Below are 18,339 nucleotides of genomic sequence, written 5' to 3'. Positions count from 1 at the left end.
CGCATGTCCTATGACCCGCCCGCGGGCGGCGAGCGTCCGCTCCTTCTCCTGGTCGCGAGCAGCTACTGGGTCTACCGCAAGTACATCCTGGAGTCGGTGTCGCAGCGGTACCGGCTCTGGCTGCTGAACCCGGCCCCGGCGAGCTGGGAGGAGCCCTACATCGCCGGGCACACCGTCGTCGACTGCCTCGACCTGGAGAAGCTGACGGCCGCGGCGCGCGACGTGGCCCGCGACCACGAGGTCGTCGGGGTGTTCTGCTACGACGAGGTCTACATCGAGACGTCCGCGCACCTCAGCGCGGCGCTCGGCCTCCCCGTCCTCGACCCGGGCGCGGTGGCCCGGTGCCGGGACAAGTCCGCGACGCGGGAGGCGCTGCGGGCCGCCGGGTTCCCGCAGCCCGCCTCCCGCGCCGTGGCGTCGCTGGAGGAGGCGCGCGCCTTCGCCGCCGAGACCGGCTACCCGCTCATCGTCAAGCCGCGAAACCTCGGCGGCAGCCTCGGCCTCAGCAAGGTCGAGAGGCCCGAGGACCTGGACGCCGCGTTCGCGCTCACCGACGGGACGCGGCTGGGCGGCATCCGCCAGTTCGAGGACTACGTCATCGTGGAGGAGTTCCTCGACGGCCCGGAGATCTCCGTCGAGTGCGTCCTGTTCCAGGGGGAGTGCACGCCGCTGATCGTGGCGCGCAAGGTGCTCGGCGGCAGCGGCACGCTGGCGTTCGAGGAGATCGGGCACGACGTCGACGCCGGCGACCCGCTGCTGTTCGACACCGAGTTCCACGCCATGCTCACCCGGGTCCACGCCGCGGTCGGGTTCACCGACGGGTACACGCACATCGAGTTCAAGCTGACCCCGGACGGCGCGAAGCACGTCATCGAGATCAACGTCCGGCTCGGCGGGGGGATGATCCCCTACCTCGGGCTGCTGACGTCCGGTGTCGACGGGCCGCTGGCGGCGGCCGACGTGGTGGCGGGCCGCCCGCCGGCCGTGGCGTTCCCGAAGCCGCGCCGGGCGGCGTCCATCCGGTTCGCCTATCCCCCGCACGACATGGAGATCACGGCGGCGACCGTGGACAAGGAGCTGATGCGTCCGCCGGTCGCCGAGGTGGAGCTCGCCGTGCAGCCGGGCTGGCAGGTGCGGCTGCCGCCGAACGGGCTGGCCCGCTGCGGCTACGTGATCGCGGTCGCGGAGACGCTGGAGCGGACCCGCGCCGCCATCCCGGACGCCGGGCGGTACTTCACGTTCGAGGGCACCCCGCTGGAGCAGGCGCCATGACGTCCCCGGAGCACCCGACGATCCTCGCGACGCTGCGCGGGATGAGCGGGACGGTCCGCATCCTGGTCCTCGGGAACCTGATCAGCAATCTGGCGGCGTTCCTCAACGCGTTCCTCGTGCTGTTCCTGACCAGCGAGGGCTTCACCGCGTGGGAGAGCGGCGTCGTGCTGACCGCGCTCATGATCGGCCGGATCTCCGGGTCGGCGCTCGGCGGCGCCGCCGCGGACCGCGTCGGGTACCGATGGGTCATCGTCGGCTCGATGGCGGGCACGGCGGTGCTCACCGCGGCGCTCGTGCACGTGCCGAACATGTGGATCGGCGCTCTCGTCGCCGGGGGAGCGGGGCTGACCGCGACGGCGTACCGCCCGGCGGCGATGGCCTGGGTGGTCGAGCTGACGCCGAAGGACCGGCATGTGATGGTCTTCTCGGTGCTGCGGCTGACGTTCAACGTCGGTTCGACGGTCGGCCCGATGGGCGCCGCGCTGCTGCTGACCTACGCGTCCTACGGCGCGCTGTTCTACGTGGACGCGGCGACGTCGCTGGCGTTCGGCGTGGTCGCCTACCTGGCGCTGCGGTCGGACGCCGAGCCGGAGGTCGCCGGCGGCGGGTCCGGCAAGGACCGCACCGGTTACGGGCAGGTGCTGGCCGACCGGCGGTTCATGCTCGTCGTACTCGGCCTCTTCCTCACCGCCATGACCTACATCCAGTCGTCGGCCGCCCTGCCGCTGTTCGTGACGGGCTCGGGCCATGACGAGCGGGTGTTCGCGATGCTGCTGACCGTCAACGGGGGCATCGTCATCGCCTTCGAGGTGCTGCTGTCCAAGTGGCTCCAGCGGCTGCCGATCGGGGTGCCGATGACGCTCGGCATGGCGATGCTGGGCGCCGGCCACCTCGTCTACACCGGCCCCACGCCCGTGGCGCTGCTCCTCCTCGCGACGGTGGTGTGGACGTTCGGGGAGATCATCGCGGCGCCGTCCATGATGGCCTACCCCGGCCTCGTCGCGCCGCCCGCGCTGCGCGCCCGCTACATCGCGGCGGCGACGATCCCGCAGCAGGTCGGCTACGCCGTCGGCCCCATGATCGGGGTCGCGGCGTGGCACGCGTGGGGCTCGGGCGTCTGGCTGCTGACCGGGGCGTTCGGGCTCGCGGGCGCCGCGGCCGTGGCCGCGGGCGCCGGGCTGGCGCGGCGGCGCCCGGCCGAGGAGGCCGAACCGGCCCTGGAGCCTGCCGCCGCCGAGGCCGGCGAGTGAGGCGGGACGGCACCGTACGGACGACCACGGCGGCGGCGCCCGCGAGGACGCCCCCCGCGCAACGAGTGGAACGAACGAAACAGAAGGTGACCACCATGGACAAGCCAGTCGTCGCAATCGTGCGGCCCTTCACCTCCGCGGCGATGGTCGCTCCCGCGCTCCGGGAGGCGGGGTTCAGCCCGGTGGCCGTGATGGACTACACGGGACCCGCGCTCGCCCCGCTGCACTCCTCGCACGACCCCGGCAACTACGACGCGGTCATCAACCACCACGGCGACATGGCGGAGACGATCGCCCGGCTCGGCGCGCTGAAGCCGATCGCCGTCATCCCCGGCGTCGAGGCGGCGCTGCGGCTCGCGCAGGAGTGCTCGGACGCCCTCGCGCCGGAGTTCTCCAACGTCCCGGAGCTGGTCGACGCCCGCCGGCACAAGTACCTCATGCACCAGGCCCTGGCCGAGGCGGGGCTGCCCGTCCCCCGGCAGATCTCCACGAACGATCCCGACGAGGTCGCCGCCTGGATCGAGCGCGAGGGCCTCGCCGGCACGGACCTCGTCGTCAAGCCGCCGACGAGCGCCGGCACCGTGGGAGTCAGCCGCGCTCCAGGCGGGCAGGGGTGGCGCGAGCAGTTCACGGCCATGCTCGGCACCCGCGACAAGCTCGACGTGCTGGCCGAGGAGGTCCTCGTCCAGGAGATGATGACCGGCACCGAGTACGCCATCGACACCGTCAGCCACGACGGCCGGCACTCGATCACCGACATCATCCGGTACCGGCGGGTCCCGTTCGGCGAGGGCATCGCGGTGTACGACTTCGTCGAGTGGCTCCCCTACGACACCGGCGCCTACGGCGAGCTCATCGACTACGGGCTCGCCGCGCTGGACGCGGTGGGGCTGCGCAACTGGGCGGCGCACACCGAGATCATGATGACCCCGGACGGGCCGCGCCTGCTGGAGGTCAACGCGCGGCTGGCCGGAGCGGGCAACCCCGCGGTGACCGAGATCGCCACCGGGGAGAGCCAGGTCACGAGGATCGTGGACGTGTGCCGCGGCCTCGGCCCGCAGATGCCGCCCGGCTACACCCTGCGCCGCAACGTCATGGCCGTGTTCCTCATGTCGCACTCCACCGGGATCGTGCGCAACGCCGAGATCTACGACCGGGCGCGCGACCTGCCCAGCTACCACTCGCCGGTGCACCTGGTGAGCACCGGCGACCGCGTCGACGCCAGCACGGACCTGTTCGCCAGCATGACGATGGGCTACATCATCCTCGCCCACGAGGACGCCGAGCAGATCTACGCCGACCGCGAGGTCATCCGCAAGATCGAGAAGGACCTGGTCGTGGACGTGGAGGAGACCGCCTGATGGTCACCGCGAAGTACGTCGCGGCCGCCGCCGAGGGGCCCCTGCGCGACGTCATGTCGGAGGTCGAGTTCCCGCCCGTGTTCGACCGGGCGTGGGGCGGATACCTGGGGACGCGGCCGCTGCTGTCGTCCGAGGCGCGCACGCGCGAGGCCGCGGACGACCTGTCCGGGCTGTTCCGGCTGATGACGTCCCTGCCGGACCGGCTGTTCGGCGGCGACCGCCGCGCGTTCTGCGCCGCGATCGGCGCGGACGCGCGCCGCACCGAACTCATGACCCGGTTCGACGCGGAGCCGTTCCTGTGGGGGCGGGCCGACCTGTACGACGACGGCTCGCGGTTCCGGCTGCTGGAGTTCAACATCGGCAGCGAACTCGGCGGCGTCGACATGAGCGAGGTCAACCGCACCCTGCTCGGCCACAAGGAGTTCGCCGCGTTCGCGGACGAGCACGGCCTGTCGAGCGTCGACACTCCGGCGGCCATAGCGCGGCATTTCGTCCAGGCCACGCAGAAGGAGGCACCCGTCGTCGCCACCCTCGAGGCCATCAACGGGATGGCGGCGTACGAGCCGCTGCACCGCTCCTTCCAGGAGTCGATGAAGCGGTGCGGCATCGAACTGCTCATCGGCGAAGTGGACCAGGTGCGGGAGAGGGACGGACGGCTGTACCTGCACGACCGTCCGCTCGACCTCGTCCTGCGGTACTTCTCCGCCCACCAGGTGGCGCGGGACCCGCGCAACGACGAGCCCGTCGAGACCGTCATGCGCGCCTGCGAGGAGGGCAAGGTCGTCCTGTGGACTCCCCTGACGGCGTCCATGTTCTCCTACAAGAGCTGCCTGCCGCTCGTCTCCGATCCCGCCATGCGCGCGGACCTGTCCCCGGACGAGAACGCCCTGATCGACCGGATCCTGCCGTGGACGCGCACCCTCACCCCCGACCTCGCCGACCGGGTCCGCTCCGAGCGGGAGGAGCTGATCCTCAAGCCGGTCGCGGGCCTGTCGGGACGGGGCGTCCGCGCGGGCTGGGACCAGACCGACCGCGAGTGGGCCGAGACGGTCGCCGGCTGCCTGAAGGAGGACTACATCGTCCAGCGCCGCGTGGTCCCCGTGAGCGAACCGATGCTCAACCCGGAGACCGGCGCGGTCGAGGACTGGATCGCCGTGTGGGGCCTCTTCGTCTTCCCGGACGGCTACGGCGGCGCGTTCTGCCGGACCGTCCCGTCCGGCGGCGCGTCCGTGGTCAACCTCGGCACCAAGGGCGCGAGGATGACCTCCGCGTTCCACTACTGACCTCGGGGGCGGGCGCCGCGGGTCTGGCTGTGCAATGCCTGCCAGATTCGTGGCGCTCTCCCATTTCGTCCACTTTCGCCCTTTCTGGGCGGCGGGCCGGTGGTTAGCATCACGCTGCCACCCTCACCGGAGAGGACCCCCCGCCATGCACAGACGCATTCTCGGCGCGCTCGCCGCGGCCACCGTCGGCGCCGCCGCCCTGACCGCCGGCGCCTCCACCGCCTCCGCCGCCGTCCCGGCCGCCGCCTCCGCTCCCGCACCGTCCGCCCAGGTCAAGGCCGTCGACTTCACCGGGATCGTCGCGCTGAGCAACTGCTCCGGCTCGCTCGTGCGCACCCCGACCGCCGCCGACAGCGACCCGGCGCTCGTGCTCACCAACGGCCACTGCTACGAGGGCGGCATGCCCGGCGCCGGCCAGGTCATCACGAACCGGGCGTCCAGCCGCACGTTCAGCCTGCTCAACTCCAGCGGCTCGGGCACGCTCGGCACGCTGCGCGCCAACAGGGTGCTGTACGCCACCATGACCGACACCGACGTGACCCTGTACCGGCTCAGCCAGAGCTACGCGACCATCCAGCAGACCTACCGGACGCCGGCGCTCCAGCTCTCGCTCACCCACCCCACCGCGGGCGCCGACGTGCGCGTGGTCTCCGGCTACTGGCGCAGGATCTACTCCTGCAACATCGACGGCTTCGCCTACCGCGTCCGGGAAGGGGACTGGACGTGGAAGGACTCGATCCGCTACACCCCCGCGTGCAACGTCATCGGCGGCACGTCGGGCTCCCCGCTCGTCGACGCCTCGACCGGCAAGGTGGTCGGCGCGAACAACACCATCAACGAGGACGGCGGCCGCTGCACGCTGAACAACCCGTGCGAGGTCGACCAGTCCGGCACCATCACGGTTCACCCGAACATCGGCTACGCCCAGCAGACCTACACCCTGGCCGCCTGCATCGCCCCCGGCAGCGTGATCGACTTCAACCGCCCGGGCTGCCTCGTCCCGCGCGCGAGCAGTTGACCCCCGGCCGCGCCGGCGCGGCCCTCTAGACCGAACGCGGACCCTCCCCCGGACGGGGCGGCGCACCCCTCGCGCCGCCCCGTCCGGCCGTGTCCGGGCGAGTGACCCAACTAACCACCGGTTGTAGTACTACAGCCCGTAGTATTTCTGACAGGATGAAGTACTACAGCTTGTAGTAGATGAGCCGGAGAGGCCTGCGCCCATGGACACCGTCGACATCGCCCGGTGGCAGTTCGGGATCACCACCGTCTACCACTTCCTCTTCGTCCCGCTCACGATCGGGCTCTCCGCGCTGGTCGCGGTGCTCCAGACCGCCTGGCTGCGGACGGGGAGGACGGCGTACCTGCGCGCCACCAAGTTCTGGGGCAAGCTCTTCCTGATCAACTTCGCGATGGGGATCGTCACCGGCATCGTGCAGGAGTTCCAGTTCGGCATGAACTGGAGTGACTACTCCCGGTTCGTCGGTGACGTCTTCGGGGCGCCGCTCGCCATCGAGGGCCTCCTCGCCTTCTTCGTCGAGTCGACCTTCCTCGGCCTGTGGATCTTCGGCTGGGACCGGCTGCCGAAACGGCTGCACCTCGGCTGCATCTGGCTCGTGCACATCGGGACCCTGCTGTCGGCGTACTTCATCCTCGCCGCGAACTCCTGGATGCAGCACCCCGTCGGCTACCGGATCGACCACGAGTCCGGACGGGCCGTCCTCACCGACTTCTGGGCCGTCCTGACCAACTCCACGCAGCTCGTCGCGTTCCCGCACACCATGACGGCGGCGTTCGCCACCGGCGGCATGTTCATGGCCGGCGTCAGCGCCTGGCACCTCGCCCGCCGCAAGAACGTCGAGGTCTTCCGGCCGTCGCTGAAGCTCGCGCTCGTCGTCACCGCCATCGCGTCCATCGGCGTCGCGATCACCGGCGACCTCCAGGGCAAGGTCATGACCGAGCAGCAGCCGATGAAGATGGCCGCCGCCGAGGCGCTCTACGAGACCGAGCGGCCCGCCTCCTTCTCGATCTTCACCGTCGGGACGCTGAACGGCGAGAAGGAGGTCTTCGGCCTCAAGGTGCCGCGCCTGCTGTCGTTCCTCGCCACCGGCACCCTCGACGGCGAGGTCAAGGGAATCAACGACGTCCAGGCCGCCGAGCAGGAGCGCTACGGGGCCGGCGACTACCGGCCGATGATCCCGGTCATCTACTGGAACTTCCGGGTCATGTCCGGCGCCGGGATCGCCATGGCGCTGGTCTCGGTGGCCGGGCTGTGGCTGCTGCGCCGCGGCAGGCTCCCCTCCAACCCCTGGGTGTACCGGATCGGCGTCCTGTCGCTGACCCTGCCCTTCATCGGCAACTCCGCCGGATGGATCTTCACCGAGATGGGGCGGCAGCCCTGGTCGGTGTTCGGCGTGCTGAAGACCTCGTCCAGCGTCTCGCCCGGGGTGTCGGCCTCGTCGATGCTGATCTCGGTCGCGTCGCTGACCGCGCTCTACGGCGTCCTCCTGGTCATCGAGACGGGGCTGATGCTCAGATACGCCAAGGCCGGGCCGCCGTCGGAGGACGAGGTGCTGCCGCCGCCGTCCGACGGCCCCGACTCCGACTCCGACTCCGAGCGCTCGCTCGCGTTCGCCTACTGAGGGCCGGTCATGGAACTCACCACCGCCTGGTTCGTCATCATCGCCTTCCTGTGGACGAGCTACTTCTTCCTGGAGGGCTTCGACTTCGGCGTCGGGATGCTGCTGCCCGTGCTCGGCCGCGACGACGTCGAGCGCCGCGTCGTCATCAACACCATCGGCCCCGTCTGGGACGGCAACGAGGTGTGGTTCATCGTCGCCGGCGCCGCCACCTTCGCCGCGTTCCCCGAGTGGTACGCCACCCTGTTCAGCGGCTTCTACCTGCCGCTCCTCGCGATCCTGCTCGCACTGATCATCCGCGGCGTCGCGTTCGAGTACCGCGGCAAGCGCGACGACGCCCGCTGGCGGGCCCGCTGGGACAGGTGCATCTTCTGGGGCAGCCTCGTGCCCGCGTTCGTGTGGGGCGTCGCGTTCGCGAACATGGTGCGCGGCGTGCCGCTCGACGCCGACCACGAGTTCGCCGGCTCCCTCGGCGACCTGCTCAACCCGTACGCGCTGCTCGGCGGGCTCACCACCGTGACGCTGTTCCTCCTGCACGGCGCGGTGTTCCTCGCGCTCAAGACGTCCGGGGGCGTCCGGGCGCGGGCCCGCCGCATCGCCGGCCTCGCCGCGGTCGCCGCGATCGTCACCGGAGGCGGCTTCCTGCTGATCACCCAGCTCCAGTACGGCAAGCCCGTCACCTGGCTCACCGTCGCGGGCGCCGCCGCCGGGCTGCTCGCCGCCGCGGCGGCCAACCGGCGCGGCCGCGAGGGCTGGGCGTTCGTCGGGACCGGCGCCGCCATCGTGCTCGCCGTCGCCACCCTGTTCCTGTCGCTGTTCCCGGACGTCCTGCCGTCCACCCTCGGCACCGGCGGCCTGACCACCGCGAACGCCGCCTCGTCCGCCTACACGTTGAAGATCATGACGTGGGTGGCGGCCGTGTTCACCCCGATCGTGATGATCTACCAGGGCTGGACGTACTGGGTCTTCCGCAAGCGGATCGGCACGTCCCACATCCCCGTGAAGAAGCCTCACGCGAAGAAGCCGGTCGCATGAAGCCCCTCGACCCCCGGCTGCTGCGCCACGCCCGCACCACGCGCCCGTTCCTCGCGGCGTCCGTGCTGCTCGGCGCCGCCACCGCCGGACTGATCATCGCGCAGGCGACCCTCCTCGCCGGCATGCTCACCCGCGCCTTCCTGCACGGCGCCTCCCTCGGCGACCTGCGCACCCCGCTCCTGCTGCTCCTCGCCGTCGTCCTCGGCCGGACGCTCGTCGCGTGGCTCCAGGAGGTCGCCGCGCACCGCTCGTCCGCCGCGGTGAAGTCGCAGCTGCGCGGCCGGCTGCTCGCCCGCGCCCTGGCCCTCGGGCCGCGCTGGCTGTCCGGGGAGCGCAGCGGCGAGCTCGCCACCCTCGCCACCCGCGGGATCGACGCGCTGGACGACTACTTCTCCCGCTACCTGCCGCAGCTCGTCCTGGCGGTGATCGTCCCGGTGGCGGTCGGCGCGCGGATCCTGCTCGGCGACTGGCTCTCCGCCGTGACGATCGCCGCGACGCTGCCGCTCATCCCCGTCTTCGCGATCCTGGTCGGGCTCACCACCCAGCGCAGGATGGACCGGCAGTGGCGGACGCTCTCCCTGCTGTCCGCCCACTTCCTGGACGTCGTCGCCGGGCTGCCCACGCTGAAGATCTTCGGCCGGGCCCGCGCGCAGGCGGACCGGATCCGCGAGATCACCGGCCGGCACCGGCGCGCGACCATGTCCACCCTGCGGATCGCGTTCCTGTCCGCCCTCGTCCTCGAAGTGCTGTCCACCCTGTCCGTCGCGCTGGTCGCCGTGTCGATCGGGCTCCGGCTCGTGGAGGGCGGCCTCGGCCTGGAGACCGCGCTGCTCGTCCTCATCCTGGCCCCGGAGGCCTACCTGCCCCTCCGCCAGGTCGGCGCGCAGTACCACGCGAGCGTCGAGGGCCTCACCGCCGCCGCGCGGATCTTCGAGGTCCTCGAGACGCCGCTGCCGCCCGCCGGGACGCGGCGGGACGTCCCCGACCCCGACCGCGCCACGCTCCGCCTGGACGGCGTGACGGTGACGTACCCCGGCCGCGACGTCCCCGCCCTCGACGACTTCTCGCTGACCGTCCACCCGGGCGAGACGGTCGCGCTGGTCGGCCCGAGCGGCGCGGGCAAGTCGACCGTGCTCGCGGTGCTGCTCGGCTTCGTCCGCCCGGACTCGGGCCGCGTCCTGGTCGAGTGGGACGACCTCGCCGACCTGGCCCCGGACGCCTGGCGCGAGCGGATCGCCTGGGTCCCCCAGCACCCGCACCTGTTCGCCGGCACCGTCGCCGCGAACATCCGCCTCGGCCGCCCGGACGCGTCCGACGCCGAGGTCCGCGAGGCCGCCCGCGCCGCGAACGCCCTCGGGTTCGTCGACGCCCTCCCCTCGGGCTTCGACACCCCCCTGGGCGACCGCGGCGCGGGCCTGTCCGCGGGCCAGCGCCAGCGCATCGCCCTGGCCCGCGCCTTCCTCCGCGACGCCCCGCTCCTCCTCCTGGACGAGCCGACCTCCCACCTGGACGCCGAGAGCGAGGCCGCCGTCCTCGACGCCGTCCAGCGGCTGGCGGAGTCCCGCACGGTGATCCTCGTGGCCCACCGCCCGGCGCTGGCCGCGATGGCCGACCGCACCGTCCCCGTCGCCCCGGCGCTGGTGACGGCATGACCCGCCGCCCGCGCCCCGCGCGGATCGCCGGGACGGATGATTCACGTGAAACCTCCGCGTCCTCGTGGGGCGCGGCGGAGGCTTCGGCCGACGAGGCGGGGGTGAGGGCATGATCTTCCGGCTTCTCCGGTTCGCGCGTCCGGCGCGGGGACGGCTCGCGCTGGCGGTGCTGTTCGGGGTGCTGGCGCTCGGCAGCGGGGTCGGGCTGATGGCGACGTCGGCGTGGCTGATCTCGCGGGCGGCGCAGCATCCGCCGGTGCTCATGCTGATGGTCGCGATCGTGGCGGTCCGCGCGTTCGGCCTGGGGCGGGGCGTGTTCCGGTACGTCGAGCGCCTCGTGGGCCACGACGCGACGTTCCGGATCCTCGCCGACCTGCGGGCCCGGGTGTACGAGCGGCTGGAGCGGCTCGCGCCCGCCGGGCTCCCCGCCTTCCGCGGCGGCGACCTCCTGAGCCGGCTGGTCGCGGACGTCGACGCCGTCCAGGACCTCTTCCTGCGGGTCCTGATGCCCTGCACCGTCGCCGCGGTCGTCGGCGGCGCCTCCGTCGGGCTCGCCTGGCTGCTGCTTCCCTCGGCGGGCGTCGTCCTCCTGCTGGCCCTGCTGCTCGCCGGGGTCGTCGCCCCCTGGCTGTCCGGCGCCGTCTCCCGCCGCGCCGAGCGCCGCACGACCGACCTGCGCGGCGAGCTCACCTCGCACGTCGTCGACACCCTCCAGGGCGCGCCGGAACTCATCGCGTACGGCGCCGCCCCCGAGCAGCTCGCGAAGGCCGCGCAGCTCGATCGCGATTTCACGCGTGCCACGGCCCGTTCCGCGACCACCGCGGGACTCGGCGCCGCCATCTCCGCACTCGCCGGCGGTCTGGCCGTCTGGGGCAGTCTCGCCGTCGGCGTACCGGCCGTCCGCTCGGGAGCGCTCGACGGCGTCCTCCTCGCGGTCGTCGTCCTCCTCCCGCTGGCCGCGTTCGAGGTCGTCGCCGGGCTGCCCCTGGCCGCGCAGTACCTGGAGCGGGTCCGCCGTTCGGCCGCGCGCGTCTTCGCCGTCCTGGACAGCCCGCCCCCGGTCCAGGAGCCGGTCGCCCCGGCACCCCTGCCCGCAGCGCCCTACACGCTCTCGGTCGAGAACCTCCGAGCCCGGTGGACGCCCACCGCGCCCTACGCCCTCGACGGCGTCTCCCTGGAACTCGCGCCCGGCCGCCGCTGCGCGATCGTCGGCCCGAGCGGATCGGGCAAGACCACCCTGGCGGCCGTGCTGCTCCGCTTCCTGGAATCCTCCGGCGGCCGGACGTCCCTCAACGGCGTCGACCTGCGCGCGCTCTCGGGCGACGACGTCCGCCGGGTCATCGGCCTCTGCGCCCAGGACGCCCACCTGTTCGACTCGACGATCGGCGAGAACGTCCGCCTGGCCCGCCCGTCCGCCACCGACGAGGAGATCCGCGACGCGCTGCGCCGCGCCCGGCTCCTCGACTGGGTCGACTCCCTCCCGGACGGCCTCGCCACCCGCGTCGGCGAGCACGGCGCCCGGGTCTCCGGCGGCCAGCGCCAGCGCATCGCCCTGGCCCGCGCCCTCCTCGCCGACTTCCCGATCCTGCTGCTCGACGAGCCCGCCGAGCACCTCGACCTCGCGACGGCCGACGAGCTGACCGCCGACCTCCTCACCGCCACCGAGGGCCGGACGACGCTCCTGGTCACCCACCGCCTCGCCGGCCTGGACGCCGTCGACGAGATCATCGTCCTGGACGGGGGCCGCGTCATCGACCGGGGCGCCCACAGCGACCTCGTGAACCGCCCCGGCCCCTACCGCGCCCTCTGGCAACGCGAGCAGGCCGCCGCGCCGGCTCCCCAGCTCACCTAGACCATCCGCCTACCTGTTTCTGGGGTCTTCTGGGAACACTTCCCGATCCGTCCGCATCACACGGGGTACAGGATCCGTTCGACGGAACGGGGGTTCCCAGATGAAGATCTTGCGCATCACCCTCCGGATCGCCATGGTGCTCCTCGCCCTGGCCACCACGATCGGCGCCCTGAACGCCGCCCGAGCCGACACGCCCCTCTGGCCCCGGCCCGCCAGTTCCCAGCCGTGAGGCGCCTGCAGGCGGCTGATGCCCGGTCACCGATGAGTTCGGCCGCCACGCCGAGTCCTACAGCACAACGAAACTCGGCAGCATCGGCAGAGGGAGAGCGTTACCCATGGCCCAAGTGATCTGCGACATGTCCGTCTCGCTCGACGGGTACGTCACCGGCCCGAACGACAGCCGCGAGAACCCGTTCGGCGACGGCGCCGGGATGCTGCACAAGTGGATGTCCGACCAGGCGACCGACGACGATCGGGCCATCCTGGAGAAGGTCGTCGCAGACTGGGGTGCGGTGGTGATGGGCCGCAAGTCCTTCGAGAAGAACGAGGGGGAGGGCGGCTGGGGCGAGGGCGGTCCGATGGGCGACCTCCCGTGCTTCGTGGTCACGCACCAGGCACCGGCCAGGTCGTACCCGCCGGTGTTCACCTTCGTCACCGACGGGGTGGCCGGCGCGATCGAGCAGGCCAAGAAGGCGGCGGGCGACAAGGTCGTCGGACTGCACGGCGCGACCGTCATGCAGCAGGCGCTCCCGCTCGGCCTGGTCGACGAGATCCGCGTGCACGTGGTCCCGGTCCTGGTCGGCGGCGGTACGCCGTTGTTCGGCACGCTCGATTCCTCGATCACCCTCGAACGCACCCAGGTGACGGAGACCCCGGCCGCGACCCACCTCTCCTACCGCGTCATCCGCTGACCGAGCCTCGCGCCCCGGTCGCCCGCCTTGTCGCTCAGTTCGATGCCGCGCCGGACACCCTGGGGGTCGAACGGCACGGCGGCTCCTTCATGGCTGCGACGGGGCGGTGGACGGCGTCTTCGTCAGGCGGGCCGCAGCGGCGAGGAGCATGCGCTCGGCGCCCGGCCGGGCGATCAGTTGCAGCCCGGCGGGCAGTCCATCGACGAGGCCGGCGGGCAGGCTGACGGCGGGAAGTCCGAGCACGCTCCAGGGGCTGGTGTACGCCAGGAGCGCCGCGCGGACGTCGATCGGCGTTCCGTTCAGCGCCAGTGTCCGGGCGCCCAGCGGCGGAGCGACGACCGGAACGGTGGGCATCGCGAGGAACTCGAAGCGTCCGAAGAGGGCCGTCACCGCACTGCGGACCCGTTCCCGCAGCTCGCGGGCCGTGGCCGTGTCCTCGGCGGTGACCCGCCCGGCGGCGTGGAGGCGCGCCAGCACCTCCGGGTCGTAGAGGTCAGGCGCGGCGGCCATCCGTGCGGCGTGGAGCCGGTGGACCTCGCCGCCCTGGATCGCGGTGTAGGCCCAGCGCATCCGCGCGATGTCGGGGACGGCGACGTCCCGCACGGGCAGTGGCTCCAGCACGGCGCGGGCTGCGGCGGCCACGCGCGGGTCGACCGGGTGGAGCGCGTCCGGCACCACCCATCCGACGCGGGCGCCGGAGACGTCCGGGACCGGACCCTCCCGTCCGGCCAGAACGTTCCACAGCAGCAGGCAGTCATCGGCGGTCCGCGCCATCGGGCCCACCGTGTCCAGGGAGCACGAGACCGGGAAGACGCCGTCGGACGGCACGGCGCCCAGGGTGGGCCTGAGCCCGACGATCCCGCAGCACGCGGCGGGGATGCGCACGGAGCCGCCGGTGTCGGTGCCCACCGCGAGCGGCACGATCCCGGCGGCCACGGCCGCGGCCGACCCGCTGCTGGACCCGCCGGCGAGCCGCCCGTCCCCGTAGGGGTTGCGGGTCGGCCCGTTCAGCGAGCGGTCGCCGGTCGGCCCGAAGGCGAACTCGTGGGTCGCGGCCTTCCCGACGATGATCGCGCCGGCGTCGCGCAACCGGCGCACGCACTCGGCGTCGTGCTCGGGCACCCGGTCCGCGTGGTGGCGGGAGCCCCTCGTGGTGCGCAGCCCGGCGGTGTCGACGACGTCCTTGACCGCGACGGGAACGCCGTGCAGGGGACCGCGGTCGAGGCCCGCGGCCAGTTCCCGTCCGGCGCGCTCCGCCGCCGCGCGCGCCCCCGGCCCGTCCACGGTGACGAACGCGTTGAGCGCTCCGAGGCGTGACGCCTCGGCCAGTGACCGCTCCACCAGATCGCCCGGGGACGTCCTCCCGTCTCGGAGCGCCCTGCCCAATCCCGCGACCGTCCGCCGGGAGAACCAGCCCGCCTCCGGCGGCAGGCCGATCACGCCGACCGTCCCGCATCGACCCGTCGCGTCACGGCTCCGCCTCTTTCCCACCCGGTCGAGGGTCTCTGTTGACCCAAACGATTGGGTCAAACGTTTGGGTTGTATAAAAGACACCGGACGGTGGCCCTGTCAAGGGCACGGCGACAGGAGGGCGGACGGGGTGGCCCGCAACGACCGGCAGCGGCCCGCGACGCTGCGGACCGTCGCGCAGGCGGCGGGCGTCGACGTCTCCACCGTCTCCCGGGTGCTCAACGGCTCCCCCGAGGACGCCCAGCGCGCCGCGTCCCGCGAGACCGCCGAGGAGATCCGGCGCTGGGCCGCCCGGCTGGACTACCGCCCCAACCCGCACGCCACCAGCCTGCGCACCCAGCGCAGCAACCTCGTCGGCGTCCTGGTCCCCCGGCTGTCCGACCTCGTGCTCGCCACGATCTACGAGGGCATCGAGGACGCCGCCGCCCGGCACGGCCTCACCACCTTCGTCATGAACAGCCACGACCGGCCCGAGCAGCAGCGGGCGCGCACCGAGCTGGCGCTGTCCCGGCACGTCGACGGCCTGGTCTTCGGCGACGCGCACACCGACGCCGCCTTCCTCGACGAGATCGCCGCGCGGCACGTCCCGTTCGTCCTGGTCAGCCGGCACGCCGGCGGGCACCCGTCCGTCACCTGCGACGACCGACTCGGCGGACGCCTGGTCGCCGACCACCTGCTCGCCCTCGGCCACCGGCGGGTCGGCGTCATCGCGGGCGAGCCCTTCGCCAGCACCGGCACCGACCGCACCGCCGGGTTCGTCGACCGCTACCGGGAGGCGGGCCGCCCCGTGCCCAGCTCCCACATCGTCCACTCCGGCTTCGACGCCGCCGGGGGCCGGGCCGCCGCCGAACGCCTCCTGCGCCACGCCCCCCGGCCCACGGCCCTCTTCGCCGTCAACGACTTCGCCGCCATCGGCGCGCTCGGCGTCCTGCGCGACCAGGGCCTGCGTCCCGGCGAGGACGTCGCCGTCGTCGGCTACAACGACACCCCCCTCGCGGCGGAGCTGCCCATCCCGCTCACCAGCGTCCGCTCGCCCATGCACGTGTTGGGCGAGCGGGCCCTCGACCTGCTCGTCGATCTGCTCGCCGGACGGACGCCCCCGTCCGAGCGACTGCCTCCCGACCTCATCGTCCGGGCCTCCACCGCCAAGGAGTTCTGACCCGGGCCGCCGAAAGCCGCAAAAGGCCACTGGCCGGACAGAAGGAAGGCCCGTGCCAGATCGCCCCGTCGCACAGTCGGCCGACCGCAGGGAGCTCTTCGCCGCGGGCGCTCTTCGACCCGTTCAGCTCGTCAACTGAAGGCGGCGCGCCCCCGGACCAGCGGCAGGAAGACCTCTTCCACGATCTCGATGAGGACGCCGTCCGGCACGGCCGGGACGCCCCGCGCCATGTACTCGTTGCGCAGCAGCGCGACCGGCGTGGACGCGACCCGAGGATGCAGCGCCTCGGCCGCGGCCTCACCGCGGGCCACCGCCCGTCCGAGCACCGTCAGCCACGCCGCCTCGTAGGCGCCGCCACCGCCGTCCCGCAACTCGGCGAGCACCTCCGGCGCGCTCCCGGCCGCCGCGATCAGCCCGCGCAGGATCTCCCCGTACGGCGACGACCAGGTGCTGTTCGCGCGGCGCAGCAGGTCGAGAGCGTCGTCCCGCAGCGAACCGGTGTCCGGGACCGTGACCTCGGCGTCCGCCAGCCGGCGGTACGCGGCGACGCCGAGCGCGACGCGATTCGGCCACCGCCGGTAGATCGCGTTCTTGTTCGTGCCGGCCCGCCGCGCCACCTCGTCCATGGTCAGGCCGCCGGCACCGGACTCCCGCAGCACCTCGGCCGCCGCCCGCAGGATCGCCTCCTCCAGCGCGGCCCCCCGCCGCCGCGACCCACCGCCCTCAGCCATGCAGCCCCTTCACCGCCCTAGGGTGCGAAGCGTACTTCAATCCCCTTCCTCCAGCGCCGAAAGACCACAATTTAGGGTACGTTGCGTACCCTAATCTCGACGCGAAGGAACGACCATGCGCGCTCTCGGCATCAACTTCGACACGGGCTTCACCAGCGCGGGGACCACCACCCGCGAGCCCTTCGACCCGGCCACCGTCCGCCGCGAGATGGCCATCATCCGCGACGACCTGCACTGCGACGCCGTCCGGATCATCGGCGGAGACCGCGACCGCCTGGAGACGGCCGCGCGCCTCGCCGCCGACGCCGGGCTCGAAGTCTGGTACTGCCCGTTCACCAACGACCTCAGCCAGGACGAACTGCTCGACTTCCTGACCGACAGCGCCGCCCGCGCGGAGAGGCTGCGCCGCACCGGCGCCGAGGTGGTCTTCCTCACCGGCTCGGAGATCTCCATCTGCACCGCCGGCTTCCTCCCCGGTGACACCCTCCAGGAAAGAGCCGCCGTCCTCTCCGACCCGCAGCGGCTCCGCGCCGCGCTGGCCACCCTGCCCACCGCGATCAACGCCTTCCTCGGCAAGGCCGTCGCGGCCGTGCGGGCCGAGTTCGGCGGCCGCGTCGGCTACGCCTCGCTGCCGTTCGAGGGCGTCGACTGGACACCGTTCGACGTGGTCGCCACCGACGCCGGCTACCGCGACGCGCAGAACGCCGACCAGCTCCCGGCCGGGCTGCGGGCCCTGACCGCCCACGGCAGGCCCGCGGCGGTCACCGAGTTCGGCTGCGCCGCCTACCGCGGCGCCGCCGCCATCGCGAGCCGGGGCGACGAGGTCATCGAATGGAACGACAGGGCCCGCCCCGCCCGCTTCACCCGCCCCGTCGTCCGCGACGAGCAGGAGCAGGCCCACTACCTGCGCGAACTCCTCGGCATCTTCGAGAACTCGGGGATCGACGCGGCCTTCGTCTACACCTTCGCCCGCTACGACCTGCCTCACGCCGGCACCGACGCCCTCGACTTCGACAAGGCGTCCTTCGGCATCGTCAAGGTCCTCCCGGACAAGGGCACCACCTACCCGGACATGCCCTGGGAGCCCAAGGCGGCCTTCCACGCCCTGGCTGAATACGGTCGCAGCCGCACGCGACCGGCATAGGACCTCGCGGGGCATCATTCCCCTCGCCGCTGCGCCGCGATGGCGAGCACCTCGGCATGCGCCTTCTGGTGGATCCATTCCAGCTTGGTGACCATGCCCCGCCGCTGATTGACGGAAAGGAACCTACGCGTCGTGTACTGGTCGATCTGACGCATCGCACGCTTGCGCACACCGTCCAAGCGCCGCCGGACGTCCGCCAGCCGAGCCTCGGAAACCGCCTCGTCCGAACCGGCGAACGCCTCGAGCACCTCCCGGTACTCCCGTTTGGCCTCAGCCAGATTCATCCGCACCCGCCCACCGAAGAGCAACCCCAAGCGCCGGCACCCAAGCCACTGGCGACCAGCACGTGGCTCATCGCATTACATATTCACGCTCTCTTGCAAGAGGAATGTTACGAGTTCGGGCCGTCCACTTCATGCGAGAACGAGGAATCGAACCCGAACAGATTTCGGCTCGCCCAAGGACTTGCCCATATGCCCTGAATCCACACGACGCTCTTCCGATCTGTCGCGTTCCTGGACGCCACCGACGAGCTGATGGAGCGCGTCGAGGGCACGGTGAAGGAGCGCGACCGCGTCCGCGC

Annotated in this window: 16 protein-coding genes; 13 read left to right on the top strand and 3 right to left on the bottom strand. The window is 72.5% G+C overall.

Features of this window, described 5'->3' with window-relative positions:
- The first annotated feature begins 3 nt into the window (after positions 1–3).
- The 11 genes from AB0C69_RS11680 to AB0C69_RS11630 all read left to right on the top strand — a co-directional run bounded on the left by AB0C69_RS11680 (position 4) and on the right by AB0C69_RS11630 (position 13,252).
- Entirely contained in the window at positions 4–1,272 is a 1,269-nt protein-coding gene (locus AB0C69_RS11680; RefSeq protein ID WP_360352744.1) for an ATP-grasp domain-containing protein, read from the top strand.
- Positions 1,269–2,522 (top strand): MFS transporter, encoded by a 1,254-nt coding sequence (locus AB0C69_RS11675; protein ID WP_345182865.1) that lies wholly within the window; start codon positions 1,269–1,271, stop codon positions 2,520–2,522. Before AB0C69_RS11680 ends, AB0C69_RS11675 begins: the two co-directional genes overlap by 4 nt.
- Before the next feature lie 95 nt (positions 2,523–2,617).
- Positions 2,618–3,883 (top strand): ATP-grasp domain-containing protein, encoded by a 1,266-nt coding sequence (locus AB0C69_RS11670; protein WP_360352742.1) that lies wholly within the window; start codon positions 2,618–2,620, stop codon positions 3,881–3,883.
- The gene (locus tag AB0C69_RS11665) at positions 3,883–5,166 is read left to right on the top strand and encodes a hypothetical protein (RefSeq protein ID WP_360352740.1); all 1,284 of its coding nucleotides are present in this window, start codon (positions 3,883–3,885) and stop codon (positions 5,164–5,166) included. The genes AB0C69_RS11670 and AB0C69_RS11665 overlap by 1 nt, the downstream gene beginning before the upstream one ends.
- Before the next feature lie 145 nt (positions 5,167–5,311).
- Positions 5,312–6,184, top strand: a complete 873-nt coding sequence (locus tag AB0C69_RS11660) for a serine protease (RefSeq protein WP_360352738.1) — start codon at positions 5,312–5,314, stop codon at positions 6,182–6,184.
- Positions 6,185–6,386: 202 nt separating this feature from the next.
- On the top strand, positions 6,387–7,805 hold the full coding sequence (locus tag AB0C69_RS11655; protein ID WP_360352736.1) for a cytochrome ubiquinol oxidase subunit I: 1,419 nt from the start codon (positions 6,387–6,389) through the stop codon (positions 7,803–7,805).
- Between the two features lie 9 nt (positions 7,806–7,814).
- On the top strand, positions 7,815–8,837 hold the full coding sequence (gene cydB, locus AB0C69_RS11650) for a cytochrome d ubiquinol oxidase subunit II (protein WP_360352734.1): 1,023 nt from the start codon (positions 7,815–7,817) through the stop codon (positions 8,835–8,837).
- The gene (gene cydD / locus AB0C69_RS11645; RefSeq protein WP_360352732.1) at positions 8,834–10,489 is read left to right on the top strand and encodes a thiol reductant ABC exporter subunit CydD; all 1,656 of its coding nucleotides are present in this window, start codon (positions 8,834–8,836) and stop codon (positions 10,487–10,489) included. Before cydB ends, cydD begins: the two co-directional genes overlap by 4 nt.
- A 109-nt stretch (positions 10,490–10,598) precedes the next feature.
- The gene (gene cydC, locus AB0C69_RS11640) at positions 10,599–12,341 is read left to right on the top strand and encodes a thiol reductant ABC exporter subunit CydC (protein WP_360352730.1); all 1,743 of its coding nucleotides are present in this window, start codon (positions 10,599–10,601) and stop codon (positions 12,339–12,341) included.
- A 100-nt stretch (positions 12,342–12,441) separates the two neighbouring features.
- Positions 12,442–12,570, top strand: coding sequence for a hypothetical protein (locus AB0C69_RS11635; RefSeq protein ID WP_345182856.1), 129 nt, complete (start codon positions 12,442–12,444; stop codon positions 12,568–12,570).
- A 106-nt stretch (positions 12,571–12,676) separates the two neighbouring features.
- Positions 12,677–13,252, top strand: a complete 576-nt coding sequence (locus AB0C69_RS11630; RefSeq protein WP_360352728.1) for a dihydrofolate reductase family protein — start codon at positions 12,677–12,679, stop codon at positions 13,250–13,252.
- Between the two features lie 87 nt (positions 13,253–13,339).
- Here the strand turns inward: AB0C69_RS11630 and AB0C69_RS11625 are convergent, their stop codons facing one another.
- A complete protein-coding gene (locus tag AB0C69_RS11625; RefSeq protein WP_360352726.1) occupies positions 13,340–14,743 on the bottom strand; it encodes an amidase in 1,404 nt (467 codons plus the stop codon).
- A gap of 109 nt (positions 14,744–14,852) precedes the next feature.
- Here AB0C69_RS11625 and AB0C69_RS11620 point away from each other — a divergent pair, with 109 nt between their 5' ends.
- On the top strand, positions 14,853–15,881 hold the full coding sequence (locus tag AB0C69_RS11620) for a LacI family DNA-binding transcriptional regulator (RefSeq protein WP_360352724.1): 1,029 nt from the start codon (positions 14,853–14,855) through the stop codon (positions 15,879–15,881).
- 131 nt (positions 15,882–16,012) lie between these two features.
- Here AB0C69_RS11620 and AB0C69_RS11615 read toward each other — a convergent pair whose 3' ends face one another.
- Entirely contained in the window at positions 16,013–16,612 is a 600-nt protein-coding gene (locus tag AB0C69_RS11615; RefSeq protein WP_360352722.1) for a TetR/AcrR family transcriptional regulator, read from the bottom strand.
- A 115-nt stretch (positions 16,613–16,727) separates the two neighbouring features.
- Here AB0C69_RS11615 and AB0C69_RS11610 point away from each other — a divergent pair, with 115 nt between their 5' ends.
- Positions 16,728–17,756, top strand: a complete 1,029-nt coding sequence (locus AB0C69_RS11610) for a hypothetical protein (RefSeq protein ID WP_360352720.1) — start codon at positions 16,728–16,730, stop codon at positions 17,754–17,756.
- 14 nt (positions 17,757–17,770) lie between these two features.
- On the opposite strand, the gene AB0C69_RS11605 is transcribed toward AB0C69_RS11610, so the two are convergent.
- Entirely contained in the window at positions 17,771–18,040 is a 270-nt protein-coding gene (locus AB0C69_RS11605) for a hypothetical protein (RefSeq protein ID WP_360352718.1), read from the bottom strand.
- Between the last annotated feature and the right edge of the window lie 299 nt (positions 18,041–18,339).

Source organism: Actinomadura sp. NPDC048032 (assembly GCF_040653175.1).
In the GTDB taxonomy this organism is placed as follows: Bacteria; Actinomycetota; Actinomycetes; order Streptosporangiales; family Streptosporangiaceae; genus Spirillospora; species Spirillospora verrucosospora.
The sequence above is the reverse complement of the archived record's forward strand: the minus strand, read 5'-3'. Positions and strand labels throughout refer to the sequence as shown.